We start from the raw sequence: 16,761 nt of genomic DNA, 5'->3' as shown, positions 1-16,761 counted from the left end.
ACTTATTCCTTACCGGCGTGGGTAACCAGCCAGCAGTTATGAATGTGTCGATTGCGGGCGAAATCCTGCGATTGCGTTTTTGGTGTAATATCCTGCGCTTGTAAACCCAGCGCCTGAAGCCCTTCACGATCCATTTTAAAGCCGCGCTTGTTGTTGGAGAACATAATGGTGCCGCCTGCACGCAGCAGACGTTTCAGCTGCTTCATCAGATCAAGGTGATCGCGCTGCACATCAAAGCTCTCTTCCATACGCTTGGAGTTAGAGAAGGTTGGCGGATCGATAAAAATCAGATCGAACTGCTCGTTGCTTTCACGCAGCCAGCTCAGGCAGTCCGCCTGCATCAGACGATGCTGACGGCCGGTCAGGCCATTCAGACGCAGGTTGCGCTCCGCCCATTCCAGATAAGTACGCGACATATCCACGGTAGTGGTGGAGCGCGCGCCGCCCAGTCCGGCGTGCACGCTGGCGCTGCCGGTATAGGCAAACAGGTTAAGGAAATCTTTCCCTTTGCTCATTTTGCCCAGCATGTGGCGCGCGATGCGGTGATCGAGGAACAGGCCGGTATCGAGGTAATCGGTAAGGTTAACCCAGAAGCGGGCGTTATACTCCTGCACCTCGAAAAAGTCGCCCTTCTCGCTCAGCTTTTGATACTGACTTTTGCCTTTCTGACGTTCGCGGGTTTTCAGTACCAGACGATCCGCCGGCAGTTCCAGCACGCTCAGGGTGGCGCTGATCACGTCAAACAGACGCTGGCGCGCTTTGTTGGCATCAATGGTTTTTGGCGGCGCGTACTCCTGAATAACAACCCAGTCAGCGTAGCGATCCACCGCAACGTTGTAGTCAGGCAGATCGGCGTCGTAAACGCGGTAAGCTTCAATGCCTTCCTGACGCGCCCATTTATCCAGCTTCTTGAGATTTTTACGCAGGCGGTTGGCATAATCTTCGGCAATCTGCCCGGTGCTTTCGCCGCTGCTGGCCGCCAGCTGATAGTTTTTCTGAACGCAGTCGATCGGGCCGTTTTTCGCTTTGAACTGGCGATCGGCGCGCAGCTGCAGACAGCTCAGCAGCTCCGGCGAGCCGCTGAACAGCGACAGGCTCCAGCCGCCAAACTCACGCTTCATGATGCGTCCCAGCTGGCTGTGCAGAGCAATCAGCGCCGGTTCGCTCTCCAGACGTTCGCCGTATGGCGGGTTGCTCAGCACGGTGCCGGTGACATCTTGCGGCAGCGGATTTTTTAACTGCAACAGGTCCTGACGCGTCAGGGTGATGAGATCTGCCACCCCGGCACGACGGGCATTGGCAATCGCATGTTCCAGCACCCGGCCATTATTGTCATAACCGTAGAAGCGCGCGGCGGTGGCCGCGGTACCCACACGGGCGCGCTGCTGCGCGTCGCTTTTGACCTCGCGCCACAGCGCATCGTCATATTTCTTCCAGCCGTTAAAACCCCAGCGGCTGCGCAGCAGGCCAGGCGCGCGGTCGCTGGCGATCAGCGCCGCCTCGATCAGCAGTGTGCCGGAGCCGCACATGGGATCCAGCAGCGGCGTCGACGCCTGCCAGCCGGAGCGCAGCACAATGGCCGCCGCCAGATTCTCTTTTAACGGTGCCTGGCCGGTCTGCTGACGATAGCCGCGCTGATGCAGCGCAGTACCGCTGAGATCCAGTGCGATGCTGGCCTGATCTTTGTTCAGCCAGACGTTGATACGAATGTCAGGCTGCTCGCGATCGACGTCGGGACGTTCCATACCGCGACGGGTGAAGCTGTCGACGATGGCGTCTTTGACGCGCAGCGCGCCGAACTGGCTGTTACGAATCACCTCGTTGGTGCCGCTGAAGTGCACGGCGAAGGTTTTATTGCTGTCAAACAGCGCGCCCCAGTCGATGCTCTGAGCACCCACATAGAGATCGAGATCGCTCCAGACGCCGAATTCTCCCAGCGGCAGCAATATGCGCGACGCCAGGCGACTCCACATCAGGCTCTGGTACATCAGGCGGTCATCGCCCCGATAGTGAACGCCTCCCTGTACCACCTGCAGATCCTGCGCGCCCAGCGCGTCCAGCTCACTTTTCAACAGCTCTTCGAGCCCACGCGCCGTACTGGCAAACAGAGAATTCATATCGTCACTTCTACTCTTGAGAAAATTGTTGCGCATTATAGCGAATCAGCGTCCTATGTCATAAAGTTAGCTTCTTTTTGTCCTGAGCGGCCGGTTTCAAGGAGAACCCGATGATTACGCTGTCCCGTCTGTTTATCCATCCCGTGAAATCGATGCGCGGTTTACAGCTCTCTCATGCCCAGGTGCAGGAGAGCGGTCTGGCCTTTGATCGCATCTTTATGATCACGGAAACGGATGGTGCCTTTATTACCGCCCGCCAGTACCCGGAGATGGTACGCTTTACCCCCGCCGTGCTGCCAGAAGGTCTGTTTCTGGCCGCGCCCGACGGCACGCGCGCGCTGATTCGCTTTGCTGACTTCAGCGCCGACGCCGCGCCGACGGAAGTGTGGGGCAACCGCTTCAGCGCGCAGATCGCCCCTGACGAAATTAACCGCTGGTTGAGCGGCTTTTTTCCTCGCGAAGTGCAATTGCGCTGGGTTGGCTTACAGCCGACGCGCCGGGTCAAGCGTTTTGAGGAAATCCCCCTCGGCTTTGCCGACGGTTACCCTTTCCTGCTGGTCAACGAGGCTTCTTTGTATGACCTGCAACAGCGCACCCCCGCCAGCGTGCGCATGGAGCAGTTCCGCCCTAACCTGATGGTCACCGGCGCGCCCGCCTGGGATGAGGATAGCTGGTCGCAGGTGCGCATCGGCGACATTATCTTTGATGTACCGAAACCCTGTAGCCGCTGCGTGCTCACTACCGTCAGTCCGGAACAGGGCCGTAAACATCCCGCAGGCGAACCGCTGGCGACTCTGCAACGCTTCCGCACCGCCCTCGACGGCAGCGGCGATATCGATTTTGGTCTCAACCTGATCGCACGCGGCAGCGGCATTATCCGCGTCGGCGATGAAATGACGGTACTGCAGCGGCAGTCACCACGTGCTTATGGCGCGGGCCAGGTGGTGGAAAGCATCCCGGTGGAAAAAAGCGCATTGCAGCCGCTGACGATCAGCTGGCAGGGGGAAAGCTTTCAGGGAAATAATCAGGATATCTTACTGGAACAGCTTGAGATGGCAGGCGTTCGCGTGCCCTACTCCTGTCGCGCGGGCCTGTGCGGCAGCTGCAAAATCACGCTGGTATCGGGTGAGGTCAAGGCATTGAAACAGAGCGCAGTGCGCAAAGATGGTACGATACTCAGCTGTAGCTGCGTACCTGCTGGCGATATTAAACTGGCCTGACAATCCAGCGGGAATTAAACCGCCCTGGCGTAATGCAGTTGCGCATGCTCATGGTGCAGCTGCAGACGATCATTCATGATCTTGATGGCGTCCCCTAATACCATACTTTTGCCCGCCAGCGTCAGCGCGGGCTGAGCCAGCAAACAGAGAGCAGCGCTCTCGCCGCTTTCCACCACCAGCAGGCGCGCCTGCTCGCCGTTTTCAGCCAGCCTTACCTCAACCAGCTCGCCTTCGTCTGGCTGCCAGTGATGGTAATGGGGAGTAAAGTGCCAGCTTTTCGGCATCAGCGGTTTAAGAAAACGGGTGGCGACCAGCGCATTCAACACCAGCTCTGCCCGTTGATCGCGACTTAAATCGCTCAGACGACATTTTTCATCGAAATGATAAAACAGGGCAGCGTCATCAACACAAAAACCGGATGCGCTGAACGCATCGGGCGTTAACATTTTGCGCGAGAAACGAGAGCAAAAAAGCATACCATCGGCCAGATCGAGCATCATGCGGTCATGCTGTGCGTCGTAAAACCAACGCCAATTGTCGTCAGGTTTGAATTTCATAATGTGCCCTGTGGAATACCGCCTGTTGAAATAGTTAAGCGCGTCGCGATAATACACAAAACGCAGCTGGATAAAAGAGGGGAAAAAGCTGAATTTTGTGCCGACAGCTCAAAATATAAACGAGCCAGAGGGAGAAATAAACCCCCTGGCTGAATAATGTCGGAATGAATGGTGTGATTAACAGGAAAGTTTCAGAGATGGGTCACAATATCCTTAATTAAGGACGGTCCTTTATAAATAAAACCTGAGTAAATTTGCACCAGCGATGCCCCCGCCGTGATTTTTTCCCGCGCGGCGACCAGCGAATCAATTCCGCCCACGCCAATTATCGGTAAACGTCCCTGTAACTCCGCGGAGAGACGGCGAATCACTTCCGTACTGCGCGTTTGTACCGGCCTACCGCTAAGCCCGCCCGCTTCTTCACTGTGTTTTAATCCGCTGACCAGCGAACGATCTAATGTGGTATTGGTGGCGATAACGCCATCGATTTGGTGCCTGACCAGGCTGTCGGCAATCTGAATCAACTCTTCTTCTGACAGATCCGGGGCGATTTTTACCGCTACCGGTACGTATTTCAGATGACGCTTCTCAAGCTCTTTTTGTTTTAATTTAATCGAGGCTAAAAGATCGTCCAGCGCTTCGCCATATTGAAGCGTGCGTAATCCCGGCGTGTTGGGCGAAGAGATATTAACGGCAATATAACCGGCATGGGCATAGACTTTTTCCATGCAGGTCAGATAATCCTCTTTGCCCTGCTCGACCGGCGTATCTTTATTTTTGCCGATATTAATGCCGAGAATACCGTTAAAGCGCGCTTTTTTTACGTTCTCTACCAGGTGATCGACGCCGAGATTATTAAATCCCATCCGGTTGATAATCCCTTCCGCTTCCACCAGACGAAACATACGCGGCTTATCATTACCCGCTTGCGGACGCGGCGTGACCGTGCCCACTTCAATAAAGCCGAAGCCCATAGCGCCGAAAGCATGAATACACTCTGCGTTTTTATCCAGCCCGGCCGCCAACCCCAACGCATTTTTAAAGGTTAAGCCCATACAGGTCACCGGGCGGGCGGGTAAATTCTGACGAATCAGGCCTTCAAAAGGGGTGCCGCTTATCAGACGCAGCTGCTGAAAGGTCAATTCATGGGCGCGCTCGGGATCGAGCTTAAATAAGGCCGGACGGACGATAGGATAAAACATGCACTCTCCTGAATGGCGGAAGCGTTCGTATGGTCAGGTGCACGTGAATTGTGCGCCAGAATGGTAAAGAGCTTTGGCGCAAAAGTAAATTTTTCTGGCATCCTCCTGCCGGAGGATGCCCTGTTGTTTTAGCGTTCGAGTCGGGTAAGTCGTTTTTTACACGCCTCAAGTCCTGCATAGAGCGGGGGGAAATACCAGAGCAGCATCAGTTTGGCGTTACTGTGCGCCATTTTGCGTGCCAGCGACTTTATACCCAGCCGACGCGTTTCCGGTACCGACATACGATTCTTGCGAATTTTAATCAGGCATCCTTCCATTAACCCCAGGTAGTAGCCATCCAGTAGTCCCTCATCAACCGGCATGCCCTGCTGTTGCATAAAACGCTCACTGCTTTCACGCACAGTGAAATAGTTTTCCACCCAGGAAAAGTCATGCGTGATTTGTGACAGCGACGTATTAATAAAACGTTTGAAATAGTAGCGCTGGTCGGTGAGATAAATCTGCTTCGCCAGTAAATAGAGTGCAAACATAAAAGGCGCATCTTCGTGATTCTGTACAGGCATAAACTGAATGCCAGCTCTGAGGATGAGCGCCCTGGAAACAATGCTGCTCCAGAGGATACGATGCGCCGATTGGTGTTCAATCAGCTTCTCCAGCGTCTCGCTGCCTCCCGACATCACGCCGGTGATATTGCGTTGATGGATATCGTTGTAATCGCGCTGCTCCGATGGCGCATCAAGGAAGAGTTTGGCGCCAAAACAGAACAGTTCAAGCGAGGGATGCGCCGCATAAGTCTGGCGAAAATCGGCAAACAGGTTGTTAGCGACAAAATCATCGGCATCCATAAAATAGATAAAATCACCTTTCGCGATTGCCATTCCTTTGTTGCGTGCGGCACTGACGCCACCGCGTGCGCCGCTTAACACCCTGAGCTGAGGATAGCGTTCAGCCTGCTCAGTAAGCCACTCGACGCTGCCGTCAGTGGAACCATCATCAATGACAATAATCTCGTCCGGCGGCGATGACTGTTGCAATAAAGAATCAAGCGCTTCGCCCAGCCAGGGACGACAGTTCCAGTTAGGCATAATCACTGACAGAGTAGGTACCACATGTTGTAATGGCTCCATTAGCCTTCACTCCCTATCTTTACGCTTTTCATTGAATAATTTCTAAAACGCTTAATGACCAGGCTATGCATCAGCGTACAAAGTGCCAGGTTGACGAAGCCAATTGCGCCTAACCAGAACAGGTTCAGCCAGCGGTTGACGTCCCAGTCGATGGGTAACAGAGTGCTGCACCAGGCAATTAACGCTGAGAACGCCCAAATGGCTATCACATCCCGGGACAGCCAGATCAAGTGAATGCCTGGCGCATGGCGTCGATGAACAATCCACGCCCAGCCGAACAGATAAAAAATGTTTTGCGCCAGCCACAACATACCGGTGCCGGTGGCGCCATAGTGTTTTGCGACATAAATATTGAGCGGCACCAGCAGCAATGCGAAAACCGTAAAGCCCTTTACGTGCAGCGACAGATTGCCGTTTACATATTGCAGGTGATAAAGCAGGCCGCATACCGCCTGTATGCCGCTGCCCAGCGCATAGAGCGTCAGCACAAAAGCCATTTCATCCACGATCTGCTGCTTTTGCGTCCAGGCCCAAAGCAGCTGTCCTGAATAGCAAGCGATAGTAATGCTGAGCGGCGCCATAAAAATAGAGACGGCCTGTGTCGTATAACGATACAGCGTCAACGACTCCCGATCGCCCTGCTCCTTGTGGGTTTTCATTCCCGTCATACGCGGTACAATCGCCTGCATAATCGGACTGCTAAGCATCAAAATACCGGTGGCCGCCGTCGCAACCACGGTAAAAGCGCCATATTCAGCCAGTGACAGCGTTTTCGATAACACCAGGCGGTCAATTTGCGAAATAAAAGTCCAGATAGCGCTGGCGAAGGCTGCGCTGATAGCAAAGCGTAAAAAAGGCTTCAGGATCGATTTAAGGTTTTCCGGTCTCTGCCGCCGTGCTTCACGGGGAACCAGCTGACAGGATTTATAAATACAGCAGGCAGCTTCCGCCACCGAGACCAGCAGTTGCCAGATAAAAAAAGTGATCACCGGATTCGGGAAAAGCTGGATAACGCCGACCGCGCCAAAGGTGCGTAACGTAGTGATGATCAGATTCACGCCGTTCAGCCAGACCTGATGCTCAAAGCCGACGATTACGCTGCGGTAAGGGCCGGTGCGCCAGCGGATTGCGGCGGTAAGCACCATCACAGCGACAGCAAAGGTAATATCCCGTGAGGGGATATGACGTGCATCCAGCCAGTGCGCCGCGATCCAGGGCGTAAAGATCCAGCCGAGCACCACCAGAATCAGCGCGGAAATCAGGAAAAATTTTCCAAGCGCGGCGAAAAGGCCGGGGAACCAGATGCATGCGTCACGATTTGCCCGATAGCGTGCAGCCTCCCGCATCAGGGTGGTTGAGATACCGGCATCAAGCAGCTGAAGCCATGTCAACAAAATGGAAAAGAAGCCAACCAGACCATAAGCCTCCATGCCAAGATGTTGGATATAAAGCGGTACGACAAAAATACCTGAAAGCGTCAGGTAAATTTGGCTAACATAGTTAGCCAGGGCGTTACGTTTAATTGACATAAGCGTATTGGCGTCTGGACGACCTTATAAAAAAGAAGCGTGGCATAAAAATAGCGTAATCACTACCGGACTAAATCTTAAAACAATGAAGCGAGTTCCAGCCAGCCGCGAGGCTTCGCTAAACCGCATTTTTCATGTTTATCGTTGAACCACCTGTTTTCCGATTCGCCTTCAACTTTTGCAACCGGGTAAAAGCTTTAGGATTCTTAAGCATCAGCCACTCTTTAAAACTCTGGGGTTTAATATTTCTCCCCAGGTACTGAAACGCATTCAGGATATAATCAGGCAACGGTACCCGATGATGGAGCGAGAGCGAAATCATTAGCAGCAATGAATGAATAACAAAATATTTCTCTATCTCGCTACGTCCACTTTTTTTCATCCCTGATGTTTTTAACAGATAAAAATCACGCAAAAAAATCTCATAGCGCGAAATAAAATACGCGTTATTTTTGGTACTGTTAGTCAGCGAATCCTGATAAACCCGTCGGTGATAATAAACGTTGTCGCTTACCCAGGCACATTCTGTTTTAAGATAGGCTGACAGCGTAAAATGGTGATCCTCATGTAACCGCTTCACAAAACGTAAGTTATGCTGCTCTGTTACGCTCTTTTTCAGCACGTAATTCCATACTGCCGATGTGTAGCTGCCATTACGCAACAGCGAGGCAAACACCTGCTGCGGCGCCTGCAAACCCAAACCGTCATGCCTTACTTTGGGCTGCGTTCGCTGGCTGTCGCCATCTTCAAAGGTACAGGAATTGAAACAGAACAGGTCAACCTCGGGATAGTTTTTTACCACCGTTTGCAGCTCATCGAACAACCCTTCGGCCACCCTATCATCAGGGTCGCAAAAGAAAATATAGTCTCCTTCAGCCACAGCCATACCGGTGTCACGCGCATTGCCAAGCCCGCCGTTAGGGATGGTGATAATGTTCACCTGCGGCAAATGAGCATAATGTTTTTCAGCCAGCGGCAGCGTTCCGTCTGTTGAACCATCATTAATAATAATGATCTCATTGGGCGCCGAAATTTGTTTTAGTAACGAATCGACACATTCAACAATATATTTTTCAACATTGTAGGCAGGAATGATAACTGACAGGATTTTTTCAGACATAGCTAATTCTCTTATTTATAGCGTCAGATTAATTCAACCATTTATTTTCTGAAGGCAAGCCGACACGTTATTGCGCTGCCATGCTGGTTGCGCAAGCAACAATCAACGCTGATTCAATTTCCCTGTTATCTTAGCCGCAGTTAATCATACATTCCCAGTTCTGTTTTATCGGGCGGCATGTTTACCGGTGTTTTAACTTTACTGATACTGATGTATCAGCCCGTAAACTATCTGGCCAGCCTGAAGTGTGTTGTTCAGCGACAATTTGTTTAACCAGATAGCCAGTACAAAAAACGCCGTTCTGGGGTAGTTGAGTAACAAAATTAATCAATGAAATTTTATATAAAGCATCTTTTCTTATCCTTAAGCCTGCAATTTCTCCGATCGATTTTTTATCCTCCCTTCTTTCACTGCTGTTTTTACTGCTTTTTATAACGACTATGCGTAAGTCATGGTTTTTTACTGAGCGCCCGTTTTTTCTTCAGCATTAATTAATACTGGTTTTTCGCCAGGATAATGTTTCCTCTACTTTTTACTTAACCATGCTGCACGTTTTGCTTTTCAGAAAATGGCTGCTTTCAGATTTGTCGTAAAAATCTGCGCTGCGTCACGCTTCTTTATCTACTCAATACGCAACTATTTGCGCTTTTTGGTTATGGATTACCGGATAAATCATTTTAGCGCGCAGCGTCGCTCTGCCAGGATGAAGCCATCGGTTCTCAATATCAGATAATCAATAACTTTTGGATATAAGGAGTCACTATGCGGGTTATTACTCTGGCTGGCAGCCCCCGGTTTCCTTCACGTTCCACGGCACTGCTTCTGTTGTGTCAGCAGGCGCTGGAGGCGCGCGGCGCTGAAGTGATTCCCTGGAATATCCATAATTTTCCACCCGAAGATCTGCTTCATGCGCGCTTCGACTCGCCCGCCTTGCTGGCGTTACGCGAAGATTTAGCGGCCGCAGACGGCGTGATTGTCGCGACGCCTATCTATAAAGCCTCTTTTTCCGGCGCGCTGAAAACATTGCTCGATCTGCTGCCGGAACGGGCGCTGGAGCATAAAGTCGTGCTGCCCCTCGCCAGCGGCGGCAGCGTGGCGCATATGCTTGCGGTGGATTACGCCCTGAAACCTGTGCTGAACGCCCTGAAAGCGCAGGAAATTTTGCATGGCGTTTTCGCTGACGACAGCCAGATCACCCAGTATGACCGTCAGCCGGAGCTGCATCAGACGCTGGCGTTGCGCATCGATCAGGCGCTGGAAACCTTCTGGCAAGCGCTGACCCGCCAACCCCGCGCTTTTGCGCAAGCCGTATAACAAGGACGCAAAATGAACAGACGATTAGCTGGCGTAACCGGGTGGGCGCTCTCCGCGCTGTTGGCGCTGAGCCTGAACGCCCGTGCTGCCGACGCAGGGCCGCAGCAGTTCCGCATCGGTTATCAAAAAGGATCGGTCAGCATGGTGCTGGCAAAACGTCATCAAATGCTGGAGCAGCGTTTTCCCGGCACGCAGATCAAATGGATTGAGTTTCCTGCCGGGCCGCAAATGCTGGAAGCGCTGAACGTGGACAGCATCGATTTAGGCAGCACCGGCGACATTCCGCCGATTTTTGCCCAGGCGGCGGGCGCGGACCTGCTCTATGTGGGCGCGGAACCGCCCAAGCCCAAAGCGGAAGTGATTCTGGTGCCGAAAGATAGCCCGCTGCACAGCGTGGCCGATCTGAAAGGCAAAAAGGTGGCGTTTCAGAAAGGCTCCAGTTCCCACAATCTGCTGCTGCGTGCGCTGGCAAAAGCGGGCCTGGGCTTCAAAGATATTCAACCCACTTACCTGACGCCGGCGGACGCACGCGCCGCTTTTCAGCAGGGGGATGTGGATGCCTGGGCGATCTGGGATCCCTATTACTCCGCCGCGCTGCTGCAGGGCAACGTGCGGGTTCTCACCGACGGCAGCGAGCTGAATCAAACCGGTTCTTTTTATCTCGCCACCCGCCATTTTGCGGAAGCCAACGGGCCTTTTATCGAACAGGTGCTGGCGACCTTCAGCACGGCTGATGCCCTGACGCGCAGCCAGCGCGATCAGAGTATCGATCTGCTAGCCCAGGCGATGGGACTGCCGAAACCGGTAATCGCCAGCTATCTGGATCATCGGCCGCCCACCTCGATTGCGCCGGTCAGTGACAGGACCGCCCGCGCGCAGCAGCAAACCGCCGATCTGTTTTACGCCAACCATCTGATGCCGGTCAAAGTGACAATTAACGATCGTATCTGGCATCCCCGGACCGAAAATCAATGAGGAATGAAAAATGAGCGTATCTGTTTTCTGGTTTCTCCCTACCCATGGCGATGGTCACTATCTGGGCACCGCCGAAGGCGCCCGTCCTGTGGATCACGCTTACCTGCAACAGGTAGCGCAGGCCGCCGACCGGCTGGGTTTTGGCGGCGTGCTGATCCCCACCGGTCGTTCCTGCGAAGACGCCTGGCTGGTTGCGGCGTCGTTGATTCCGGTGACGCAACGCCTGCGCTTTCTGGTTGCGCTGCGTCCGGGTGTGATCTCGCCGACGCAGGCGGCGCGTCAGGCGGCAACGCTGGATCGTCTCTCCAATGGCCGCGCGCTGTTTAACCTGGTTACCGGCGGCGACCCGGAAGAGCTGGCGGGAGATGGCGTGTTTCTGGATCACCGTGAGCGCTACGTGGAATCGGCTGAGTTTACCCGCGTCTGGCGACGTGTGCTGGAGGGTGAAAACGTCGATTATGAGGGCAACTATGTCAAGGTCCGGGGCGCGCGCCTGCTGTTTAAACCGGTGCAACAGCCGCGACCGCCGCTCTGGTTCGGCGGTTCGTCGGATGCGGCTCAGGATCTGGCGGCGGAACAAGTGGATGTCTACCTCACCTGGGGGGAACCGCCTGCGCTGGTGAAAGAGAAAATCGAGCAGGTTCGCGCCAAAGCCGCCGCGCAGGGACGCAATGTACGTTTCGGCATTCGCCTGCATGTGATTGTGCGTGAAACCAACGCCGAAGCCTGGCAGGCGGCCGATCGTCTGATTGCCCATCTTGACGATGCCACCATCGCCAAAGCGCAGGCGGCTTTTGCCCGCGCTGATTCCGTAGGCCAACGCCGCATGGCGTCGTTACATAATGGCAATCGCGACAAGCTGGAGATCAGCCCAAACCTGTGGGCCGGGGTCGGCCTGGTGCGCGGCGGCGCAGGCACGGCGCTGGTGGGCGATGGTCCCACCGTGGCGGCGCGCATGCAGGAGTACGCCGATCTGGGCATCGAAACCTTTATTCTTTCCGGTTATCCCCATCTGGAAGAGGCGTACCGCGTCGGCGAACTGCTGTTCCCGCATCTGGATCTGGTGATACCCGACGTGCCGCAGCCGCGCGTGACGCAGGTGCATGGCGAAGCGGTGGCGAACGATTTTACCCCGCAAAAAGTGGCGCAAAGCTGAGGTTATCATGGCGAAAGTACAACAACGGCTGGCTAACCAGCTTACTCCCTGGCTGCTGCCGGCGCTGCTGATTGTGGTCTGGCAGATTGCATCACAAACCGGGCTGCTCTCGACGCGGATTTTGCCCTCGCCGGAAAATATCGTAATCACCTTCTGGCACCTTTCGGCCAGCGGCGAGCTGTGGCAGCACCTGGCCATCAGCGGCTGGCGGGCATTGATTGGCTTTAGCATCGGCGGATCGATCGGCCTTATCCTCGGTCTGATTACCGGTTTGTCGCGTCTCGGCGAACGGCTGCTGGATACCTCGGTGCAGATGCTACGCAACGTGCCGCACCTGGCATTGATTCCGCTGGTTATCCTGTGGTTCGGCATCGACGAAGCGGCGAAAATTTTCCTGGTGGCGCTCGGAACGCTGTTCCCAATCTATCTGAATACCTGGCACGGCATTCGTAATATCGACCGGGGGCTGCTGGAGATGGCGCGCAGCTACGGTCTCTCCGGCTGGGGATTGTTTATTCAGGTGATCCTGCCCGGCGCCCTCCCCTCCATTATGGTAGGCGTGCGTTTCGCGCTGGGGCTGATGTGGCTCACCCTGATCGTTGCCGAGACCATTTCAGCCAACTCCGGCATCGGCTACCTGGCGATGAACGCACGCGAATTTTTACAAACCGATGTGGTGGTTGTGGCCATCATCCTGTATGCCCTGCTCGGTAAGCTGGCGGACGTCACGGCACAGCTGCTGGAACGCGTCTGGCTGCGCTGGCATCCCGCTTACCAACTGAAAGAGGAAAACGCATGAGCAACCTGAACGCGTCCCCGGCCCGCCTGAATACCGGCACGCCGGTGGTGATCAACGGCGTGAGCAAGCAGTACGGCAGCCGCACCATTCTCAATCATATCGATTTGCATATACCTTCCGGCCAGTTTGTCGCCGTGGTAGGCCGCAGCGGCTGTGGCAAAAGCACTCTGCTGCGTCTGCTGGCGGGTCTGGAACAGGCCAGCCAGGGCGAGCTGCTGGCAGGCAATGCGCCGTTACAGTCGGCGCGCGAAGAGACGCGCCTGATGTTTCAGGATGCGCGCCTGCTGCCGTGGAAAAGCGTGATCAATAACGTCGGGCTTGGCCTGCGCGGACGCGACTGGCGCGGCGCGGCGCTTGACGCGCTGGAGGCGGTGGGCCTGGCGGAGCGCGCCAGCGACTGGCCAGCGGCGCTGTCGGGCGGGCAGAAACAGCGCGTGGCGCTGGCGCGGGCGCTGATCCATCGCCCCGGCCTGCTGCTGCTGGATGAACCGCTCGGCGCGCTGGACGCCTTAACGCGCATTGAGATGCAGGGGCTGATTGAATCGCTCTGGCAGCAGCATAATTTCACCGTGTTGCTGGTGACGCACGACGTCAGCGAAGCGGTGATGATGGCGGACCGGGTGCTGCTGATTGAAGAGGGTCAGATTGGTCTTGACCTCGCGGTGGATCTGCCGCGTCCGCGTCGGCGCGGATCGGCGCGTCTGGCGGAGCTGGAGGCGGAGGTGCTGGATCGCGTGATGAAACGCAGCGACAACGAAGAACAGAAGCGCTATGCGCTGCGTTAAGCACTTTTTATACAAGCTGCAGATAAAGAAACGGCGGGAAACTTCCCGCCGTTTTTGATCAGGCGTTCAGCGCCCGGCTGATCTTTTCAAAAAGATCGCCGGAAAGTTTATCCAGCGCTTTCAGCTTCTCCAGCGCCTGACGCATCAGCGCCTGACGGTCCTCATCGTAGCGTTTCAGACGGATCAACGGTTCGATCATGCGTGCCGCCACCTGCGGATTGCGGGTGTTCAGATCGGTCAGCATTTCCACCATGAACTGGTAGCCGCTGCCATCTTTGGCATGGAAGGCGGCCGGGTTCGCCGAGGCGAAAGCGCCAATCAGCGAGCGGATACGGTTCGGGTTGCTCATGCTGAAGGAGCGATGGTTAAGCAGCGCGCGAACGCGGCTCAGCACATTCTCTTCCGGGCTGGTGGCCTGCAGGGTAAACCACTTGTCCATCACCAGACCATCCTGATGCCAGCGCTCATCGTACTCCGCCAGCAGCGCTTCACGACACGGCAGCTGCGCCATCATCGCCGCAGAGAGTGCCGCCAGCGCATCGGTCATGTTGTTCGCCTGATGATATAGCGCCTGCACCAGCTTATCCGCCTGCTCAACATCCCCGAACGCCAGATAGTTCAGGCAGACATTTTTCAGCGCCCGCTTGCCGATATCCGCATGGTCGATGCGATACTCGCTGCTCTGATGGGCACGGTAAACCGCCAGGAACTCGTCCTCCATCTCTTTCGCCAGGGTACGCAGCAGCGCATCGCGCACCTCTTTGATCGCCTGTGGATCGATCACCTCAAACAGCTCGGCGATCTCATTTTCACCGGGCAGCGTCAGGATCAGCGCCATCAGCGCCGGATCGCTGGTTTCATCCAGCAGCACCGCACGGAAGGCGTCCGCCACATGCAGCGGCAGCGACAGCGGCTGCCCCTGCTGATGACGCGCCACGTTCAGCTTGATATGGATCGCCAGCAGACTCTGCGCCGCATCCCAGCGGGAGAAATCATTGCGCGCATGGCGCATCAGGAAGGTGAGCTGCGAATCGCTCCAGTTGTAGTCGAGCTTCACCGGCGCAGAGAATTCACGCAGCAGAGAAGGCACCGGCTGGAAGGGAACATTGTCGAAGACAAAACTCTGGAACTCTTCCGTCACGTTCAGCACATGATGTACCGGATGGCCGTTGTGTTGCAGAGGGATCACTTTGCCTTCGCCGTCGTACAGCTCGATATCGAGCGGAATATGCAGCGGCAACTTCTCTTTCTGGTCAGACGTCGCTGGCGTGTGCTGAGTGACGTGCAGCGTATACTGTTCCAGCTCCGGGTTGTAATCGTCGCGTACCGAAAGCACCGGCGTACCGGACTGGCTGTACCAGCGGCGGAACTGGGAGAGATCGACATTCGAGGCATCTTCCATCGCCTGCACAAAGTCGTCACAGGTGGCCGCGCTGCCGTCGTGACGCTCAAAATAGAGCTGCATTCCTTTCTGGAAATTCTCTTCGCCGAGCAGCGTGTGCATCATGCGGATCACTTCCGAGCCTTTCTCATACACCGTCAGGGTATAGAAGTTATTCATCTCGATAACCTGATCGGGACGAATCGGATGGGCCATCGGGCTGGCGTCTTCCGCGAACTGCGCGCCGCGCATAATGCGCACGTTATCGATACGGTTTACTGCACGCGATCCGAGATCGGAGCTGAACTCCTGATCGCGGAATACCGTCAGCCCTTCTTTCAGGCTCAGCTGGAACCAGTCGCGGCAGGTGACGCGGTTGCCGGTCCAGTTATGAAAATATTCGTGGCCGATCACGGCTTCAATGCCGAGGTAATCTTTATCCGTGGCGGTTTCCGCTTTGGCCAGCACATATTTGGAGTTAAAGACGTTGAGTCCTTTATTCTCCATCGCCCCCATATTGAAGAAATCGACCGCGACGATCATAAAGATGTCGAGGTCATACTCCAGGCCGAAGCGCTGCTCATCCCATTTCATGCTGTTTTTCAGCGAGGTCATCGCCCATCCGGCGCGATCGAGATTGCCGCGATCGACAAAAATCTCCAGCGCCACATCGCGACCCGAGCGCGTTTTAAAGCTGTCGCGCAGCACATCAAAATCACCGGCCACCAGCGCAAACAAGTAACAGGGTTTCGGGAAGGGATCCTGCCATTTCACCCAGTGGCGGCCATCTTCGTGCTGTCCGCTTTCGATGCGGTTGCCGTTAGAGAGCAGATAAGGATAACGCTGCGCGTCCGCTACGATGGTAGTGGTAAAGCGGGCCAGCACATCGGGACGATCCAGATACCAGGTTATATGACGAAAGCCTTCCGCTTCGCACTGCGTACAGAGCGCTTCACCCGATTTATAAAGACCTTCCAGCGCGCTGTTTTTGTCCGGGTGAATCTCATTAACGATCTTCAGCGTAAAGGTGTCCGGCAGCTGGCTCAACACCAGCGCGCCCTCTTCCAGGCGGTAATCGTGCCAGGCGGCACCGTCGACTTCCAGCGAGATTAGCGTTAACTCTTCGCCATCCAGACGCAGCTCAGCCTGGCTGGCGCCGACGCGTTTGATGGTGCTGACAGCGATGACGCGCGTTGTTGCCGCATCCAGATCAAAGGTCAGATCAATATCGGTGATGGTGTAATCCGGCGCACGGTAATCGTGGCGATATTTAATTTGCGGCTGTTGCGTCATAAATCCTTCTCGCATCGTTAAAAGTTACCCGCCAAAGTCTAAGCTTCTTCACAGAAGCTTGCCATGCTCAATGCGTGCGATGTGAAAAATCGCTACATAACATTAACAATGGCACAGATTACCCTCGACCAGCTAAGCTGAATTATGTTGTGATCACCTTCAATTACCGATGAATCAGGTTATACT

General features: G+C 55.0%; 13 protein-coding genes. 6 read left to right on the top strand and 7 right to left on the bottom strand.

The window, feature by feature from the left end; genetic code table 11:
- Positions 1 to 2 precede the first annotated feature (2 nt).
- Positions 3 to 2,117, bottom strand: a complete 2,115-nt coding sequence (rlmKL, locus tag ABU178_RS07530) for a bifunctional 23S rRNA (guanine(2069)-N(7))-methyltransferase RlmK/23S rRNA (guanine(2445)-N(2))-methyltransferase RlmL (protein ID WP_397213473.1) — start codon at positions 2,115 to 2,117, stop codon at positions 3 to 5.
- A 110-nt stretch (positions 2,118 to 2,227) separates the two neighbouring features.
- Here rlmKL and ABU178_RS07525 point away from each other — a divergent pair, with 110 nt between their 5' ends.
- Positions 2,228 to 3,337 carry a YcbX family protein gene (locus tag ABU178_RS07525; RefSeq protein WP_397213472.1) on the top strand — a complete coding sequence of 370 codons (1,110 nt, stop codon included), beginning with the start codon at positions 2,228 to 2,230 and terminating at the stop codon, positions 3,335 to 3,337.
- Positions 3,338 to 3,351: 14 nt separating this feature from the next.
- On the opposite strand, the gene ABU178_RS07520 is transcribed toward ABU178_RS07525, so the two are convergent.
- The 5 genes from ABU178_RS07520 to ABU178_RS07500 form a co-directional block, all read right to left on the bottom strand.
- Positions 3,352 to 3,894: a cell division protein ZapC gene (locus ABU178_RS07520; RefSeq protein WP_397213471.1), complete on the bottom strand. Its 543-nt coding sequence runs from the start codon at positions 3,892 to 3,894 to the stop codon at positions 3,352 to 3,354.
- Positions 3,895 to 4,085: 191 nt separating this feature from the next.
- Positions 4,086 to 5,096 (bottom strand): quinone-dependent dihydroorotate dehydrogenase, encoded by a 1,011-nt coding sequence (gene pyrD / locus ABU178_RS07515; protein WP_397213469.1) that lies wholly within the window; start codon positions 5,094 to 5,096, stop codon positions 4,086 to 4,088.
- Positions 5,097 to 5,224: 128 nt separating this feature from the next.
- The gene (locus tag ABU178_RS07510; RefSeq protein WP_397213467.1) at positions 5,225 to 6,223 is read right to left on the bottom strand and encodes a glycosyltransferase family 2 protein; all 999 of its coding nucleotides are present in this window, start codon (positions 6,221 to 6,223) and stop codon (positions 5,225 to 5,227) included.
- Positions 6,223 to 7,752, bottom strand: coding sequence for a lipopolysaccharide biosynthesis protein (locus ABU178_RS07505; RefSeq protein ID WP_397213465.1), 1,530 nt, complete (start codon positions 7,750 to 7,752; stop codon positions 6,223 to 6,225). Before ABU178_RS07505 ends, ABU178_RS07510 begins: the two co-directional genes overlap by 1 nt.
- A 118-nt stretch (positions 7,753 to 7,870) precedes the next feature.
- Complete coding sequence (locus tag ABU178_RS07500) at positions 7,871 to 8,872, bottom strand: glycosyltransferase family 2 protein (RefSeq protein WP_397213463.1); 1,002 nt, start codon at positions 8,870 to 8,872, stop codon at positions 7,871 to 7,873.
- A 762-nt stretch (positions 8,873 to 9,634) separates the two neighbouring features.
- Between ABU178_RS07500 and ssuE the strand changes: the two genes are divergently transcribed.
- Genes ssuE through ssuB form a run of 5 tightly spaced genes read left to right on the top strand, consistent with a single transcriptional unit; the run spans position 9,635 to position 13,901 of the window.
- Positions 9,635 to 10,186 carry an NADPH-dependent FMN reductase gene (ssuE, locus tag ABU178_RS07495; RefSeq protein ID WP_397213461.1) on the top strand — a complete coding sequence of 184 codons (552 nt, stop codon included), beginning with the start codon at positions 9,635 to 9,637 and terminating at the stop codon, positions 10,184 to 10,186.
- Positions 10,187 to 10,198: 12 nt separating this feature from the next.
- Entirely contained in the window at positions 10,199 to 11,161 is a 963-nt protein-coding gene (locus ABU178_RS07490) for a sulfonate ABC transporter substrate-binding protein (protein ID WP_397213460.1), read from the top strand.
- Positions 11,162 to 11,171: 10 nt separating this feature from the next.
- Positions 11,172 to 12,317 carry an FMNH2-dependent alkanesulfonate monooxygenase gene (gene ssuD, locus ABU178_RS07485; protein ID WP_397213458.1) on the top strand — a complete coding sequence of 382 codons (1,146 nt, stop codon included), beginning with the start codon at positions 11,172 to 11,174 and terminating at the stop codon, positions 12,315 to 12,317.
- Positions 12,318 to 12,324: 7 nt separating this feature from the next.
- Positions 12,325 to 13,116 carry an aliphatic sulfonate ABC transporter permease SsuC gene (gene ssuC / locus ABU178_RS07480; protein ID WP_397213456.1) on the top strand — a complete coding sequence of 264 codons (792 nt, stop codon included), beginning with the start codon at positions 12,325 to 12,327 and terminating at the stop codon, positions 13,114 to 13,116.
- Entirely contained in the window at positions 13,113 to 13,901 is a 789-nt protein-coding gene (gene ssuB / locus ABU178_RS07475) for an aliphatic sulfonates ABC transporter ATP-binding protein (RefSeq protein ID WP_397213455.1), read from the top strand. The genes ssuC and ssuB overlap by 4 nt, the downstream gene beginning before the upstream one ends.
- Positions 13,902 to 13,959: 58 nt before the next feature.
- Here ssuB and pepN read toward each other — a convergent pair whose 3' ends face one another.
- On the bottom strand, positions 13,960 to 16,575 hold the full coding sequence (gene pepN, locus ABU178_RS07470; protein ID WP_397213453.1) for an aminopeptidase N: 2,616 nt from the start codon (positions 16,573 to 16,575) through the stop codon (positions 13,960 to 13,962).
- Positions 16,576 to 16,761: the final 186 nt, after the last annotated feature.

Source organism: Pantoea osteomyelitidis (assembly GCF_044342975.1).
Lineage (GTDB): Bacteria > Pseudomonadota > Gammaproteobacteria > Enterobacterales > Enterobacteriaceae > Pantoea > Pantoea osteomyelitidis.
This window is presented reverse-complemented; position numbering and strand designations above follow the sequence as displayed.

Coding starts and splice junctions, on each gene's coding strand:
- ssuB (WP_397213455.1), top strand. CDS start 13,113: ATGAGCAACCTGAACGCGTCCCCGGCCCGCCTGAATACCGGCACGCCG.
- pepN (WP_397213453.1), bottom strand. CDS start 16,575: ATGACGCAACAGCCGCAAATTAAATATCGCCACGATTACCGTGCGCCG.
- ssuE (WP_397213461.1), top strand. CDS start 9,635: ATGCGGGTTATTACTCTGGCTGGCAGCCCCCGGTTTCCTTCACGTTCC.
- ABU178_RS07510 (WP_397213467.1), bottom strand. CDS start 6,223: ATGGAGCCATTACAACATGTGGTACCTACTCTGTCAGTGATTATGCCT.
- ABU178_RS07500 (WP_397213463.1), bottom strand. CDS start 8,872: ATGTCTGAAAAAATCCTGTCAGTTATCATTCCTGCCTACAATGTTGAA.
- ssuD (WP_397213458.1), top strand. CDS start 11,172: ATGAGCGTATCTGTTTTCTGGTTTCTCCCTACCCATGGCGATGGTCAC.
- ABU178_RS07525 (WP_397213472.1), top strand. CDS start 2,228: ATGATTACGCTGTCCCGTCTGTTTATCCATCCCGTGAAATCGATGCGC.
- ABU178_RS07490 (WP_397213460.1), top strand. CDS start 10,199: ATGAACAGACGATTAGCTGGCGTAACCGGGTGGGCGCTCTCCGCGCTG.
- pyrD (WP_397213469.1), bottom strand. CDS start 5,096: ATGTTTTATCCTATCGTCCGTCCGGCCTTATTTAAGCTCGATCCCGAG.
- ssuC (WP_397213456.1), top strand. CDS start 12,325: ATGGCGAAAGTACAACAACGGCTGGCTAACCAGCTTACTCCCTGGCTG.
- ABU178_RS07505 (WP_397213465.1), bottom strand. CDS start 7,752: ATGTCAATTAAACGTAACGCCCTGGCTAACTATGTTAGCCAAATTTAC.
- ABU178_RS07520 (WP_397213471.1), bottom strand. CDS start 3,894: ATGAAATTCAAACCTGACGACAATTGGCGTTGGTTTTACGACGCACAG.
- rlmKL (WP_397213473.1), bottom strand. CDS start 2,117: ATGAATTCTCTGTTTGCCAGTACGGCGCGTGGGCTCGAAGAGCTGTTG.